Below are 15,791 nucleotides of genomic sequence, written 5' to 3' on the forward strand. Positions count from 1 at the left end.
CAACGGTCCCGCTCCCGCCGGGTACGGCACGACGTGGCCGGCTGAGCGCCTGCCTCCGCGCCGTACCGCGTTAGAGCCTGATCGCATTGATTTCCCGCACGATATCGGCCTCGTGCTCGATGATGAAAGTTTCGTGCGCGCTCCGGTCGAAGATGATCTGGCGGCGCGTCGGCACCGCCTTCGCGAGGCGCTCCATGTCGAGCAGACGGTAATGGCGCAGCACGCGGATCATCGTGACGAGGTCCGCGGCCGTTTGCGGATCCGGCCGCGCGGGCAGCCACGGATAGAGATCGGGCGCGTCGTGCGGCAGCGCGGCGATCACGAGCGCGGGCGCGTGGACGGCCGTGTAGTCCGGCGAGAAGGCGTGCGCGGTGTTCTGGAATGTCTCGAACACGATCGGCGGCGTATTCAATGACAGCCGTCCGTCGGGACCGACCGCGAGCATGTCGCGCAGGTTCGCTTCCTGCGGCGCGGACCAGCTCTTGGTCGTGCGCCGCGCGTAGGCAATGGCCGCGGAGATCGACGCGCGATCGGCATCGGTGGGGTCGGGCTGCCGGAACGCCGGATTGTTGTCGGGCAGCCCGGGAATCACGGGGTCCGGCAGGGTGTAGTCGAAGCTTGTGTCGAGATACGCGAGCCCCCGCACCCGGTCCGGATGGAGGCCCGCGAACCGCGTCAGTTCGTTGCCGGCGATCGAGTGCCCGGCCAGCACCATGCGCGACACGTTCAGCGCATCCAGGACGGTCTTCAGATCCTGTACGAGCGTATCGGTGTCGTAACGGTGCGTGGCGTCCGGCAGCGGCTTGCCGGACTGTCCGAAGCCGCGCCGGCTGACGGCCAGCACCCGCCAGCGCGATGCGAGCGCGGCGGCCATGCCGTCGAAGTAGAACGCATTCGAACCGAGCCCGCCCAGCAGCACGATGACGTCGCGGTTGCCCGTTCGGCCCCAATCGCGGACATGCAGCGAAACATCGGGCGCCACGGCCACCTGGCGGTCCGCCACGGGCGCGGCCGGATGGGCCGGCGCGTCGTCGCGGCAAGCGGCGAGTCCGCCGAGCGCCAGCACCGGCGGCAGGGCGGCGAGCGCGCCCAGCAAGCGGCGGCGCGAGGGGTGGGGATAAACCGGATCGGCCATGTCGGACACCTCGTGGAGGGGGAGCGGTGAGCCGCTATCTTGTCCAACTTCGACGATTGCGTTTGAGCGATTTGGCGGGATTCGGCCGTGCGCCGCATCGTGGCGAACCATCCGCACACATTCGATACATATGCGGACATTTGGAGACCCCGTCAGGCTGCCGGCGTGGCAGCGCGCGCTTCAAGTGAGCTGCTTTTCGAACCAGTGATGCGCATACGGCTCGGCGCTGAACGCATCGACCTCGGCATAACCGCATTGCCGATAGAGGGCGATGGCTTCGCGCAGCGACCGGTTCGTTTCCAGCCGGATCGCGCGAGCGCCCATTTGCCGCGCTTGGGTTTCCGCTTCCGCGATCAGGCGACGCCCCACGCCGAGACCGCGCGCCTCCGGGCCGACCCACATCCGCTTGAGTTCGGCCGGCGCGTGCGCATGGAACTTGAGCGCGACGCAGCCGAGCGCATGGCCGCGGAGCCGCGCCACGATCAGCGCGCCTTCCGGCGGCGTCAACTCGCGGGGATCCGCGGACAGGCTGAGCGACGGATCGAAGCCCGCGTCGAAGCGGGCGTCGAGCTCCGCGAAGTACTGCTCGAAACAGTGCCGCGCATCGTCGCTGCCCGGATCCTCGACGGCGAAGCGGATCATCGCCGGCTGCAGCAGCCGCTCCACTTCCGACATCGCGGCAACCAGCTGCGCGCGTCGTTCGGGATTCAAGGGATCGAGCACCCGCTGGGCAACGGCATCCGACCGCCTTTCGAGTTCCGCGTATTCCGCGCGGCCGGCTTCGGTCAGGCTGGCGCGGCGCACTCTGCGATCGTCCGGCAGCGCCTCGACGGCCACGAGCCCCTGCTGGTCGAGCGATGCGAGCGAGCGGCTGAGATAGCCCGAATCCAGACCGAGGCGGGCGCGTAGCGTCCGGAGCGTGGCGCCCTCCGCGCCGATCTCCCACAACAGGCGGGATTCGCCCATCGGGCGGCCGCGGCCGAGAAAGCTGTCGTCCATCGCGCCGATGCTTTCGGCCACGATCCGGTTGAAGCGGCGAATTTGCCGAATGTCGGTCGAGTTCATTCGTCTGACTTTAGTCAGACATTGGAGGAGCGTCAAGATCGTGCGCGTGGAAGCGCGGTCGCGGCGCGAGGCCCGGCTGTTTCGATGCGTCGGCGGGAATCTTTCCGCTCAGTACATTCCGACACGCGCCTGCCATTTCCCTGCAAGACTATTTCACTGCATGACAGCAAGTCGGCTGCATGCGGGCCGCATGATCCGACCGCCGGCGGCGCGCGCGCCATGCCGCTTCTCGTTGCTTAACCCATACAGCATTCGCTGCGCGTCGGACTCGGCCCCGAGCCTGTCCCGGACCGGCGCGAAAGCGATATGCACATCCGCTTGAGAGGGCTGGAATGGAACAATGGTCGATGCAGGGGGTATCGGCGATCACGACCCGTGATCTCAGCAGGAATCCGTCGAAGGCGCTGCGCGACGTCGGCGCGCGTCCTCTGGTCGTCTTGCGGCACCAGAGACCGGTTGCGTGCCTGGTGTCGATCGAGCAGTGGGTGGCGCTGACGAGCCGCCTCAAGGATCTGGAGCTTGCCCGCTGCCTTGCCGGCGTCGAGACCCGCGACCCGACGCCGGAGCCCGTCGCCTGAATGCCGGCCCGGCGCGGACGCTCGTTCGCGCCGGGCCGTCAATCGGCCGGGCGGCGCAGCATGCCCGCCGCGAACGATTCGAACGCCGCGACGTCCTGTCGCGGTATCCGCTCCGGCACCTCCTGCGAGCCCGCGTCCTCCATCGGCACCGGCAGGCATTCGATCAGATGCCGCGCGTTCGGGAACATCGATTTGCGCGGCGGCCGGTAGCGCAGCCGGAACAGCTTCGGCAGCATGCCGCGCGGCTTGCTCAGGTCGTCGACCTGCTGCACCGAGCCGTCGAACCAGAAGCGCGACCAGATCGCCGCCCGTCCGCCCGGCGGCGCGGCGATGAATTCCGCCAGCACCAGCAGGATGTAGGGGATGTCGTGCTGCGCGAGCGTGGGCCATGCCCACAGCTTCAGCACGTCGGCATGTTCGATCACCCGCATGAAACGCGCGATGCTGAATGTCGACGCGGTTTGCCGGATCGTGGACAGATGCCGCTGCCAATGCCGGAAGAAGTGGGCGCGCCGCTGTTGCGCGCGTGCGTTCAGCGGCGGCCCGACGCGCACGACGAGCGGGTTCGGCAGCGCGTCGTTGACGAGCGGACACTGCGCGTAGTCGCCCGCCAGATGCACGAAGCGGCGGGTGCGGGCGCGGTCGCGCAGCTGCACGACGTGCAGCCCTTCGAGACACAGCGGGCAGCGCGCCCATTGGCGGGGGCCAGGATCGGCGCGGCAATGGTCGTCCACGTGGATCAGGCGATCCTCGACCGGGTGCAGCGCATGTTCGAGCATCGGCCGTTCTTTCATGTCGGTGCCGGTCTTTTCCCGGGTTGAGGAGAAGGCGCAGGCGAGTGTAGACAATCGCCAGTCGCGACGATGAACCACGAGGTGTACGGCGGCATCTGACGCGTGCGATGTGACACGTTGATGTGCGTCGCCGTTTCCGCGAAGTGGACGCATAGCCGGTCGCGGTTTTGTCATGCGGCGGCGCCGGGCGCGGTATGCCTCGTCATCAATCGATCGCGACGATCTCCACCCAGTTCGGGTTGTCTCCCGCGCGGTGGACGCCGAGCGGCGTCAGACCGCCGTCGGCCGCGCCGATCCGGTACACGCGCAGCCGATGCGACAACTGGCCCGCCGCGATCAGGTAGCGTCCGGACGGATCGATGCCGAAGCCACGCGGATGAGGTTCCGCGGGCCACGTGCCGATGCGCGAGAGATGGCCGGTCGCCGGTTCGATCCGGTAGCCGGCGAGCGTGCTCGACCTGCGCTCGGACGCATACAGGAAGCGCCCGTCGGGCGTCATGCGCAATTCCGCGCCCCACGGACCGTCGAGCGTATCGAAGCCGTCGGGGAGGATCGACACGGTTTGCACGATGCGCTCGGCAGGGGGCGATGCGGCGTCGCCGTCGCATGCGACGACATGCAGCCCGCCGTCCAGTTCGTCGATCAGGTAGGCGAGCCGGCCGTCGGCGGAAAACACCGCATGCCGAGGGCCGGACCGCGCGGGCAATGCGACGGTTCGCGCGGCCGGCTCGCCGAGCCGTCCCGTGACGGGGTCGAAGGCGAAGCGCAGCCACGCGTCGTCGCCGAGTACCGCCGCGTAGACGTGGCGATTGTCCGGCGTGCTGACGATCGAATGCGATTTCGGCCCGGTCGCGACAACCTGACGGACGTCGCCCGCCACGCCGTCCGCGTCGATCGCATTGACCGACACGAGGCCGCCGCCGTACGACGCGGCGAACAGGAAGCGGCCGGTCCGGTCCGTCGACAGGTACGCCATGCTGTCCGGCAGCGGCGCTTCGCCGAGCCGGCGCAGCGCGCCGCTGCGGCGGTCCAGCGCGAAGCTCAGCACGCGGTACGGCGTGGAGCGCAGCGCGACGTAGAGCCGGGTGCGCTCGGGGGAGAGCGCGAGGGGCATCGCCGTGCCTTCGACGGGCACGGTGTCGACGAGCGTGAGGCCGCCCTCCGCATCGAGACGGAACACCGACAGATCGCGACTGTCCGCGTTCGACACGACAGCATGCGCGATCGCGCGGGGTGCGCCGTGCGGCGCCGACGCCGGGGCGGTAACGCTCGGTGCGCGCTTCCGGACTGAAAGGGCGCTCATTGCGGCGCCCGATGGCGCAGCGTGATGCGCTTGATGTCGCCGACGATCACGAGGTAGCTGAACACGGTGACGAGCGCGTTCAGGCCGACGAAGACCAGCGCGCTGTCGAACGAGCCGGTCGCGCCCACCAGGTAGCCGATCACGATCGGCGTGACGATGCCGGCGGTGTTGCCGAACATGTTGAACAGCCCGCCGGACAGGCCGATCGCTTCCTTCGGCGAGGTATCGGCGACCACCGCCCAGCCGAGCGAGCCGACCCCCTTGCCGAAGAACGACAGCGCCATCAGCGCGATCACGAGCGTCGCGCTGTCGACATAGTTGCAGCCGATGATCGTCATCGACAGCAGCATGCCGCCGATGATCGGCAGCTTGCGCGCCCACGTGAGCGACACGCCGCGCCGGATCATCCCGTCCGACAGCATGCCGCCGAGCAGCCCGCCGAGGAAGCCGCAGATCGCGGGCAGCGACGCCAGCATCCCCGCCGTGAGGATCGACATGCCGCGCTGCTGGACCAGGTAGATCGGAAACCAGGTGAGGAAGAAGTAAGTGAGCACGGTGATGCAGTACTGGCCGAGATAGACGCCGAGCATCATCCGGTTGGTCAGCAGCTGCTTTACGTAGAACCAGCCGCCGACCTTCGGCGCGGGTTCGCCCGCCGCGCGGCCGCGCATGTGGACGAGGCCGCCGCCCTGCTCGATGTGATCGAGCTCCGCGCGGTTCACGCCGCGATGTTCGGCGGGACTCCTGACGACGCCGAGCCACACGAACGCGAGCCCGATGCCGGCGGCGCCGAGCCACAGGTAGACGTGCTGCCAGCCGTACGCATGCGTGAGCCATGCCATCAGCGGCGTGAACAGCACGGCCGCGAAGTATTGCGCGGAGTTGAAGATCGCCGACGCGGTGCCGCGCTCCGAAGTCGGGAACCAGCTCGCGACGAGCTTCGCGTTCGCGGGGAACGCGGGCGCCTCCGCGATGCCGACCGCGAAGCGCATCGCGAACAGCATCGCGACCGCGAGCGCGGTGCCGCCGACGATGCCGATCGCGCTTTGCAGCAGCGTGAACATCGACCACAGGAAGATGCTGGCGCCGTAGACGCGGCGTGCGCCGAAGCGGTCGAGCAGCCAGCCGCTCGGCAACTGCGCGAGCACGTAGGCCCAGCCGAACGCGGAGAAGATGTAGCCCATCTGCACGGCGCCGATGCCGAACGCTTCGCGGATCGGCGTGCCCGTGATCGACAGCGTCGCGCGGTCCGCGTAGTTCAGCGTCGTGACGACGAACAGCATCAGCAGAATCCGGTAGCGCACGGCGGTGCGCTTCCCGGTGGCGGCCGGACTGGCGGCGCGGGTCATGTCCATCGCGGTTCCTGGCGGCAAGGCAGCGGGTCAGCGGTTTAAGGTAAGTCGTCGTACAACAAAGATGCGCCAGTTTAATGACCCGCACGCGCCCGGAGGAACTCGGGTTTTCCCTTTCTATGCGCGGAATATTGAGGGGTTAATTGAAATGGAGAGGGCGCTCCGCGTTGCCGGTTCGACGTTCGTCATCCGATGCTCAGCTCCGTCTAATAGTCAGTCGTCGTATCTGTTGGGCTACAATGCAGCATCGACAGGCTGATTCGAACCACGGAGTACATCCATGCAATTGACAGGTGAAATGCTGATCGGCGCCGACGCGGTGATGGGCGCGGCCGGGACGCTGCGCGCGTTCGATCCGTCGCGCGGCGAAACCATCGAGATGCCGGCGTTCGGCGTGGCCGCGCCGGCCGATGTCGAACGTGCGTGCGCGCTCGCGCAGCAGGCGTTCGATCCCTATCGCGCGCTGCCGCTCGCGGCGCGCGCGGCGTTTCTCGACACGATCGCCGACGAGATCCTGGCGCTCGGCGATGCGCTGCTCGAGCGCGCGCACGCGGAAACCGGGCTGCCGCTCGCGCGCCTGACCGGCGAGCGCGGCCGCACGGTCGGCCAGTTGCGGATGTTCGCGCGGGTCGTGCGCGACGGACGGTGGCTGGCCGCGTCGATCGATCCGGCGCAGCCGGCGCGCACGCCGCGGCCGCGTGCCGATCTGCGGCTGCGGAAGATCCCGCTCGGCCCGGCGGCCGTGTTCGGCGCGAGCAATTTTCCGCTGGCGTTCTCGGTGGCGGGCGGCGACACCGCGTCGGCGCTCGCGGCCGGCTGTCCGGTGGTCGTGAAGGCCCACGAGGCGCACCTGGGCACGTCGGAGCTGGTCGGGCGGGCGGTGCGGCGCGCGGCCGAGCGCTGCGGGATGCCGGCGGGCGTGTTCTCGCTGCTGATCGGCCCGGGGCGCGTGATCGGCGCGGCGCTCGTCGGTCATCCGGCGATCAGGGCGGTGGGGTTCACCGGTTCGCGGCAAGGCGGCCTCGCGCTGGTGAAGCTGGCGAACGCGCGGCCCGAGCCGATTCCGGTCTATGCGGAGATGAGCAGCATCAATCCGATGCTGGTGTTTCCGGCCGCGTTGCGCGCGCGCGGCGCGGCGCTCGCGCAGGGTTTCGTCGATTCGCTGACGATGGGCGTCGGCCAGTTCTGCACGAACCCCGGCCTCGTTCTCGCGCTCGACGGCCCCGATCTGGATCGCTTTGCCGAAGCCGCCGCGGCGGCGCTCGCGACGAAGGCGGCCGGCACGATGCTGACGCCGGGCATCGCGGATGCGTACCGCGACGGACGCGCGCGGCTCGCGGGCCAATCGGGCGTGCGCCAGTTCGGCGCGGGCGGCGCGGGAGAGGAGGGCTGCGCGGCGAGCGGCGCGCTGTTCGACGTGGCGGCGGAAACTTTCCTGCGGCTGCCGGCGCTCGGCGAGGAGGTTTTCGGGCCGGCGTCGCTGCTCGTGCGCTGCCGCGATCTGGGCGACATCGCGCGCGTGCTCGAAGCGCTCGAAGGCCAACTGACCGCCACGCTGCAGATCGACGCGGACGATCACGCGCTCGCGCGCGGGCTGCTGCCGGTTCTCGAACGGAAGGCGGGGCGGCTGCTCGTCAACGGCTTTCCGACCGGCGTGGAGGTGTGCGACGCGATGGTGCACGGCGGCCCGTTTCCGGCGACGTCCAATGCCGCCTTCACCTCGGTCGGCGCGACGGCGATCGAGCGCTTCCTGCGCCCGGTCTGCTATCAGGATTTTCCGGACGAACTGCTGCCCGACAGCCTGCGGGATGCGAACCCGCTCGATCTTGTCCGGCTGCGCAACGGCGCGTGGGAGTAGGCGGCGCGGCGGTACGCCGTGCGTGTGCTTCGGCGCAAGGGGCGCGCGAAAGCCGGTAGCGGCGTCGCGCGGGCGGCGCGCTGCCCTGGCAGGAAATGATGCCGGATTGGCATGGGTGCCCGCCCGGGCGCGCTTACGATGACATGCAGTTACGTCACGGCGCGGCGGCCGTCATTCTCTAGACGTTCCGCCGCGTGGGTTCCCTTGATCGCCCCATTCCGCAGAGAGGTCGGCGCCATGTCGCTTCGCATTGGTTTTCTTGTGTTTCCCCGTGTCCAGCAGCTCGATCTGTGCGGACCTTTCGACGTATTCGCCGCACTGCCCGACGCGCGGCTCCACCTGGTCTGGAAGACGCTCGACCCGCTGACGAGCAGCAGCGGGCTGGTGCTGACGCCGGATACGACGTTCGCCGATTGTCTGCCGCTCGACGTGATCTGCGTGCCGGGCGGCGAAGGCGTCGGGGCATTGATGGAGGATCCGGACGTCCTGGCGTTCATTCGTCTTCAGGCCAAGGGCGCGCGGTTCGTCACGTCGGTCTGCACCGGCTCGCTCGTGCTGGGTGCGGCGGGCCTGCTGCGCGGGCGGCGCGCGACCACGCATTGGGCGTTTCATGACTTGCTGGCGCCGCTGGGCGCGATTCCCGTCCACGACCGGGTCGTGCGCGACGGCAATCTCGTCACGGGTGGCGGCGTCACCGCCGGGATCGATTTCGCGTTGACGCTCGCGAGCGAACTGGTGGGCGCCACCGAGGCGCAGGCGATTCAGCTCGGGCTCGAATACCGGCCGGCGCCGCCGTTCGACGTGGGCGGCCCGGATGTCGCGCCGCCCGCCATCGTCGAACGGGTGCGGCAGCGGAGCGCGGCGTCGCGGGCGCGGCGCGAGCAGATCGTCGCGCGGGTGGCGGCGACGCTCTGAGCGGAACGAGCGGAACGAGCGGAACGAGCGGAACGAGCGGAACGAGCGGAACGAGCGGAACACGCGGAACACGCGGAACACGCGGAACACGCGGAACACGCGGAACACGCGGAACACGCGGAACACGCGGAACACGCGGAACACGCGGAACACGCGGAACACGCGGAACACGCGGAACACGCGGAACACGCGGAACACGCGGAACACGCGGAACACGCGGAACACGCGGAACACGCGGAACACGCGGAACACGCGGAACACGCGGAACACGCGGAACACGCGGAACACGCGGAACACGCGGAACACGCGGAACACGCGGAACACGCGGAACACGCGGAACACGCGGAACACGCGGAACACGCGGAACACGCGGAACACGCGGAACACGCGGAACACGCGGAACACGCGGAACACGCGGAACACGCGGAACACGCGGAACACGCGGAACACGCGGAACACGCGGAACACGCGGAACACGCGGAACACGCGGAACACGCGGAACACGCGGAACACGCGGAACACGCGGAACACGCGGAACACGCGGAACACGCGGAACACGCGGAACACGCGGAACACGCGGAACACGCGGAACACGCGGAACACGCGGAACACGCGGAACACGCGGAACACGCGGAACACGCGGAACACGCGGAACACGCGGAACACGCGGAACACGCGGAACACGCGGAACACGCGGAACACGCGGAACACGCGGAACACGCGGAACACGCGGAACACGCGGAACACGCGGAACACGCGGAACACGCGGAACACGCGGAACACGCGGAACACGCGGAACACGCGGAACACGCGGAACACGCGGAACACGCGGAACACGCGGAACACGCGGAACACGCGGAACACGCGGAACACGCGGAACACGCGGAACACGCGGAACACGCGGAACACGCGGAACACGCGGAACACGCGGAACACGCGGAACACGCGGAACACGCGGAACACGCGGAACACGCGGAACACGCGGAACACGCGGAACACGCGGAACACGCGGAACACGCGGAACACACGGAACGGCGGCGATCCGCATCGAGGGTTCGCCGACGTCCCCAGCCCGCGCAATCCGCCGCCGCTCACGGAAATGAAAAAAGGCGGCCGAGCCGCCTTTCCTGATTCGCCGCGCCGCGCCGCGCGGCGCGTGAATCGAATTACTGCGGTCCCATCTTCCTGATCAGCGCGTCGAGCATCGCGACTTCGTCGTCGGCCATGTCGGTGAGCGGCGCGCGCACCGGCCCCGCGTCGCGCCCGACCAGCCGCGCGCCCGCCTTCACGATGCTGACCGCGTAGCCCGCGCGCCGGTTGCGGATCTGCAGGTACGGCAGGAAGAACGTGTCGAGCAGCCGGCCGACCGTCGCGTGATCGTCGTTCGCGATCGCGTGGTAGAACTCGAGCGCCGTCTTCGGAATGAAGTTGAACACCGCCGACGAATACACCGGTACGCCGAGCGCCTTGTAGGCCGCCGCATACACTTCCGCGGTCGGCAGGCCGCCGAGATACGCGAAGCGGTCGCCGAGCCGGCGGCGGATCGTCACCATGCTCTCGATGTCGCCGACGCCGTCCTTGAAGCCGATCAGGTTCGGGCAACGGTCCGCGACGCGTTCGAGCATGTCGGCGTTGAGCTTCGAATTCGCGCGGTTGTAGACGACCACGCCGATCTCGAGCGCCCGGCACACCTCTTCGACATGCGCGGCGACGCCTTCCTGACTCGCTTCCGTCAGATAGTGCGGCATCAGCAGCACGCCGCTCGCACCCAGCCGCTCGGCTTCCCGCGCATATTCGATCGCGACGCGCGTCGGGCCGCCCGCGCCGGCGAGGATCGGCACCTTGCCCTTGCAGGTTTCCGTCGCGACGCGGATCACGTCCGAATACTCGCGCTGCGTGAGCGAGAAGAATTCGCCGGTGCCGCCGGCGGCGAACAGCGCGCTCGCGCCGTAGGGCGCGAGCCATTCGAGACGTTCCGCATAAGTCCGCGCGCGGAAGTTGCCCGCTTCGTCGAAGTCGGTCAGCGGGAACGACAGCAGACCGTGCGAAATAATCTGTTTGAGCTCTTGGGGTGAAGTCATGTCGGTATCGTCCGTATTGCGCGAGCGCTGGGTTCGTCGGGAAACGGCATGCGAGCCGGTTGTCAATGTCGTCGTATGTCATCGTACAACATGTGATCAAGCAGTGCAAGCCGCGCCTGGAATCAGCAAAATAAGGGGAAACGGTCAGGGTTGATGCGCAATGTCCATCATCGGAAATCATGTTGTATGATGACTGTCAATTGAATGAAGCCGCATACGAGGACCCGCGCCGATGACCCAAGCCCCGCTGTATATCCGTGTCCATCCCGCCGACAACGTCGCGATCGTCGTCAACGACGGCGGCCTGCGGGCGGACGCCGTGTTCGCCGACGGTCTGCGGCTGCGCGAAGGCGTGCCGCAAGGGCACAAGGTTGCGCTCGTCGATCTGGCCGAGGGCGACCCGGTGCTGCGCTACAACGTCGTGATCGGTTATGCGCGGACGGACCTGCCGCGCGGCAGCTGGGTCAACGAGCGCACGCTGCGGATGCCGGCGCCGCCCGGGCTCGACGACCTGCCGCTCGCGACGCGCGCGGCGCCCGCGCTCGCGCCGCTCGAAGGCTATACGTTCGACGGCTACCGGAACGCGGACGGCTCGGTCGGCACTCGCAACCTGCTCGCGATCACGACGACGGTGCAGTGCGTGTCGGGCGTGGTCGGGCACGCGGTGCGGCGGATCCGGCAGGAACTGCTGCCGCGCTATCCGCACGTCGACGACGTGGTGGGTCTTGAGCATACGTACGGCTGCGGCGTCGCGATCGATGCGCCCGACGCCGACGTGCCGGTCCGTACGCTGCGCAACATCAGCCTCAATCCGAACTTCGGCGGCGAGGTGATGATCGTGAGCCTCGGCTGCGAGAAACTGCAGCCGGAGCGCCTGCTGCCGCCCGGCTCGATTCCGCTCGCGGCGCCGGGCGAGGAGCACAACGGCGGCGTCGTGTGTCTGCAGGATCGCGAGCATGTCGGATTCGAATCGATGATCGCGTCGATCTTGCGGATGGCCGACACCCATCTGGAGCGCCTGAACCGGCGGCGGCGCGAGCCGTGCGCGGCGGCGGAACTGGTGGTGGGCGTGCAGTGCGGCGGCAGCGATGCGTTCTCCGGCTTGACCGCGAACCCGGCGGTCGGCTTCGCGGCGGACCTGCTGGTGCGCGCGGGCGCGACGATCATGTTCTCCGAGGTGACCGAGGTGCGCGACGGCGTCGCGCAGCTCACGGCGCGCGCGGCGACGCCCGATGTCGCGCGCGACATCATCCGCGAGATGGCGTGGTACGACCGCTACCTGCAGCGCGGACAGGTGGACCGCAGCGCGAACACCACGCCGGGCAACAAGCAGGGCGGGCTGTCGAACATCGTCGAAAAGGCGATGGGGTCGATCGTGAAATCGGGCAGTGCCCCGATCGCGGGCGTCGTGCCGCCCGGCGAGCGCGCGCGGAGCAAGGGTCTGCTGTACGCCGCGACGCCCGCCAGCGACTTCATCTGCGGCACGCTGCAACTGGCGGCGGGGATGAACCTGCACGTGTTCACGACGGGGCGCGGCACGCCTTACGGGCTTGCGCAGGTGCCGGTCATCAAGGTGGCGACGCGCAGCGATCTGGCGCGACGCTGGCACGACCTGATGGATCTCGACGCGGGCCGCATCGCGACCGGCGATGCGACGATCGAGGAGGTGGGCTGGGAACTGTTCCGGATGATGCTCGAAGTCGCGAGCGGCAGGCGGCGCACGTGGGCCGAGCAGTGGCAGCTCGCGAACGCGTTGACGCTGTTCAACCCGGCGCCCGTGACGTGAGATCGGCGTGAACGCATGAGCGCGGCTGCGGCGTGCGTCGATCCGGATTGCCGAAGCGATGGACGGTGTCGCACCTGGCCATCCGGCCTTCCGGGCGGACGCCGAAGCGGCCTTTCGTCCGGCGCGGCGGGCGGGAGGCGCCGATGGCCACGGATCGGATCCCTTGCGGCTCCGCGCATCGTATGCTTGCCTGCCATCGATGCCGATCGCCGGGACGTCGAAAGCGTTCATGGCGGTGTCGCTTCCGGCATCCACCGCGGAGAACGTGGATGGACCATCGCAGCCCATTCGCTTTCGGTGGACATCTCTTGACAGCGGATATTGAGCGCTTCATTGTTCCGCGGCAGCAGGTAGCGGCGGCGAGCCGCTGATATAAATCGAACGGGCCGCATAGATCGGCGGCCGTGATCAACTATATCGAGAGACGAACGTGTTGTTTATCGGCATGGCATGTCGCCGTCGCCTTGGCGCTTGCCTTTCCGAAGCACAAAAACTAGATGAATGCCTGATAAGCAAGGTCAATGTACAATTATAATTTTATTGCCGGAAAATCGACGGCAGTACTTAAGCAAATCATTGCAACCGTAGTTTTCGCCGCGCTTGGCGCGGCTCATATCGATAGCGTCATGGCACAAGCGAACGGCGATAAAACTCAGTCTTTCTGGATACGGAAGCTCGGCTTGATTCCGCATATCGAGGGCGGGTATTTTAAATACGAATTCGGCTCCGGCACATTACGTAAAACCGCCCATGGCGCGGAGCGAAAAGATTACTCCGGTATTTATTTCATGGTGACGCACGACAGTCCTTCGCGGTTTCATGAAATGAAATCCGATGAAATCTGGTATTACCATGCGGGGGCGCCGCTGACCATGCATGTCATCGATGAAAACGGCGAGTATCACACGACCCGCATCGGTCCTGATCCGGATCGCGGAGAGGTGCTTTCCGTGGTGATGCGGGCGGGATGGATCTTCGGATCGTCGGTCGATGCCGGAGATTATGGGCTGGTCAGTTGCCTGGTCGTGCCCGGCTACGACGATGCGGATTACAGATTGGTGACGCAGGCGGAGCTGCTGAAAACATATCCGGCACACCGGGACATCATAATGAAAATGGCGTATAGAGTACTCCCTCGGTGATGAAAATCTGAATTTCGTGCCGATTCCACGCTGATCGGGCATGAATGCAAGCGAAAGAGACGGTATTCCAGATACGGGGTGGATTTCTTTTAATCATGATCTGACACGGTTCGGATCCCGGTGAATTCGAACCTGGAAAGGTCCGTGCTATATTTGCACGCGGCGTTGCCGAATCATTGCGATCTTCCGATCGCGTCCGATGGTGTACAAAAGTGATCCAATCATGTCGATTATAAACGATACCCCGACTTGCCAGATCGAGACGATTCTGCCGAAAACCAGCGAGGCGAGCCAGTCATTCGCAAGAATAAGAGTCAATAACACGGGTGTTTCTCTCAAAATCGCAATCAGTGAATTACTCAAAGAGAATTGGATCGAAAAATTCTCGAACGAGGATGTCGCTTTGCTGGCGTACGTGAATGCGAACGACGTAAATGTGAAAAATGTGACGGGATACCGCTCGGCTTTCCCGTATGCAATCATCTATTTGTCGTCGTTATTCAGCGTGATGCTGGTCGTTGCGAATCTGCTCGGCGATAACATCACGACGTTCAAACTGTCTCCATTCATCGGATTCGATGTTGCCGTGCCGACTGCACTGGTTCTGTTTCCGCTGACTTACGGATTCGGCGCCTGCATAACGGAGACGTATGGGTTTGTCGTGAGCCGGCATGTCATCTGGGGCGCCTTTCTAGTCAACATCGTGGTGGTCGCCGTCATCATGGCCCTCGCGAAGGCCGGCTTTCTGGCCGGGAGCATTCTGGGCGTGTCGGATCAAATGGCGCGTGCATTGGTGGCTTCGGCAACGGGTTATTTTGTTGGCGAGCTTGCCAATTCGCTCGTGGTGTCGCGGCTGAAGATCATGCTCAAAGGCAGAATGCTCGTGCTTCGCTTCATCGCGGCAAATTCGGTGGGCGCGATCCTGGATAGCGTGTTGTTCTGCACGTTGCTTTTCTACGGCAGAATGCCGATCGACTGGATCGCGAGACTGATTGCAGCTCAAATTTTTGTGAAGATATCCTATGAGGTGATCTTCTCCATACTCTTTGGGCGAGTCGTTGTCTGGATCAAATCCAGGGACGGTGTGGATTACTTCGACTACAAGGTCTTTTCCGGCAAGACTAGCGCTTGACGATGATTTCTATGACTTTGCCGACGACGTCGCGCAGCTCGATTGGAAATGGCTGGCGTTTCGTCGTCGACTCTATGTCGTAACAGGTGAAGGGGTCTTTGCCGTATATCTTGGCCAATGTGCAGGGGTTGGCCGGTCTGCCGACCACGACCAGGTCACCGATATCCAGTGATTTGAAATTACCGATGATCAATATCGCGTTGCTGGGCAACGGATCGAGTCGTGCTTTCTTTTCGAGCACGATGGCGAATTGGCTGATATTGATTTTGGATGATTTAATCCAGAATTGATCCTGTCGAACCGTGAGCCTGTCCGCGGACGCGTGTTGAAGCTTGCCTTGCTCAAAGACAGGCACGAATCCCTGGTCCTCTTCCCCGAATAAAGTCGAGATCGAAACAGCAAAGAATTTCGCAAGCGCCGAGATGGTGCTCAGCCTGGGATCGATGGTTTCACCCGACAACAGTCGGCTCAACGTACCTTGGTTGAGATTGATGGCGCGCGACAATTCCGCGTCGTTGACGCCCGCTTCCTTCTGAAGGCGTCTGACCGTGTCCACAAATGTGGCGGCCAAGCTCGCAAGATCTTCTTTCTTCCTCACGTGACTGATTAGACCCCTGTTTTGTCGGACAAAATCGTTGAAAACTTTCAAG

At 65.9% G+C, this 15,791-nt stretch carries 13 protein-coding genes; 6 read left to right on the top strand and 7 right to left on the bottom strand.

Annotation, left to right across the window (positions count from 1 at the left end; translation table 11 throughout):
- Positions 1-70 precede the first annotated feature (70 nt).
- Positions 71-1,135, bottom strand: coding sequence for an alpha/beta fold hydrolase (locus RZR99_RS14860; RefSeq protein ID WP_323120537.1), 1,065 nt, complete (start codon positions 1,133-1,135; stop codon positions 71-73).
- 180 nt (positions 1,136-1,315) lie between these two features.
- The gene (locus RZR99_RS14865; protein ID WP_323120538.1) at positions 1,316-2,200 is read right to left on the bottom strand and encodes a bifunctional helix-turn-helix transcriptional regulator/GNAT family N-acetyltransferase; all 885 of its coding nucleotides are present in this window, start codon (positions 2,198-2,200) and stop codon (positions 1,316-1,318) included.
- 347 nt (positions 2,201-2,547) lie between these two features.
- Here RZR99_RS14865 and RZR99_RS14870 point away from each other — a divergent pair, with 347 nt between their 5' ends.
- Entirely contained in the window at positions 2,548-2,778 is a 231-nt protein-coding gene (locus RZR99_RS14870; protein ID WP_323120539.1) for a type II toxin-antitoxin system Phd/YefM family antitoxin, read from the top strand.
- A gap of 38 nt (positions 2,779-2,816) precedes the next feature.
- Here the strand turns inward: RZR99_RS14870 and RZR99_RS14875 are convergent, their stop codons facing one another.
- From RZR99_RS14875 to RZR99_RS14885, 3 genes are all read right to left on the bottom strand, one after another.
- Positions 2,817-3,557, bottom strand: a complete 741-nt coding sequence (locus tag RZR99_RS14875; protein WP_407655452.1) for a hypothetical protein — start codon at positions 3,555-3,557, stop codon at positions 2,817-2,819.
- Positions 3,558-3,777: 220 nt separating this feature from the next.
- Positions 3,778-4,875, bottom strand: coding sequence for a lactonase family protein (locus RZR99_RS14880; protein ID WP_323120541.1), 1,098 nt, complete (start codon positions 4,873-4,875; stop codon positions 3,778-3,780).
- A complete protein-coding gene (locus tag RZR99_RS14885) occupies positions 4,872-6,230 on the bottom strand; it encodes an MFS transporter (protein WP_323120542.1) in 1,359 nt (452 codons plus the stop codon). The genes RZR99_RS14880 and RZR99_RS14885 overlap by 4 nt, the downstream gene beginning before the upstream one ends.
- A 277-nt stretch (positions 6,231-6,507) precedes the next feature.
- Here RZR99_RS14885 and RZR99_RS14890 point away from each other — a divergent pair, with 277 nt between their 5' ends.
- Together RZR99_RS14890 and RZR99_RS14895 are read left to right on the top strand one after the other, a co-directional pair.
- Complete coding sequence (locus RZR99_RS14890) at positions 6,508-8,085, top strand: aldehyde dehydrogenase (NADP(+)) (protein WP_323120543.1); 1,578 nt, start codon at positions 6,508-6,510, stop codon at positions 8,083-8,085.
- Positions 8,086-8,322: 237 nt separating this feature from the next.
- Positions 8,323-9,000, top strand: coding sequence for a DJ-1/PfpI family protein (locus RZR99_RS14895; protein WP_323120606.1), 678 nt, complete (start codon positions 8,323-8,325; stop codon positions 8,998-9,000).
- Between the two features lie 1,166 nt (positions 9,001-10,166).
- Here RZR99_RS14895 and kdgD read toward each other — a convergent pair.
- On the bottom strand, positions 10,167-11,081 hold the full coding sequence (gene kdgD, locus RZR99_RS14900; protein WP_323120544.1) for a 5-dehydro-4-deoxyglucarate dehydratase: 915 nt from the start codon (positions 11,079-11,081) through the stop codon (positions 10,167-10,169).
- A 232-nt stretch (positions 11,082-11,313) separates the two neighbouring features.
- Between kdgD and garD the strand changes: the two genes are divergently transcribed.
- From garD to RZR99_RS14915, 3 genes are all read left to right on the top strand, one after another.
- Complete coding sequence (garD, locus tag RZR99_RS14905) at positions 11,314-12,867, top strand: galactarate dehydratase (protein ID WP_323120545.1); 1,554 nt, start codon at positions 11,314-11,316, stop codon at positions 12,865-12,867.
- Between the two features lie 521 nt (positions 12,868-13,388).
- Positions 13,389-14,009, top strand: coding sequence for a cupin domain-containing protein (locus RZR99_RS14910; protein WP_323120546.1), 621 nt, complete (start codon positions 13,389-13,391; stop codon positions 14,007-14,009).
- Between the two features lie 199 nt (positions 14,010-14,208).
- Complete coding sequence (locus tag RZR99_RS14915; RefSeq protein ID WP_323120547.1) at positions 14,209-15,141, top strand: VUT family protein; 933 nt, start codon at positions 14,209-14,211, stop codon at positions 15,139-15,141.
- Here RZR99_RS14915 and RZR99_RS14920 read toward each other — a convergent pair.
- A complete protein-coding gene (locus RZR99_RS14920) occupies positions 15,131-15,739 on the bottom strand; it encodes a helix-turn-helix domain-containing protein (protein ID WP_323120548.1) in 609 nt (202 codons plus the stop codon). The genes RZR99_RS14915 and RZR99_RS14920 overlap by 11 nt on opposite strands.
- Positions 15,740-15,791: the final 52 nt, after the last annotated feature.

This window comes from Burkholderia alba, assembly GCF_034721475.1.
In the GTDB taxonomy this organism is placed as follows: domain Bacteria; phylum Pseudomonadota; class Gammaproteobacteria; order Burkholderiales; family Burkholderiaceae; genus Burkholderia; species Burkholderia alba.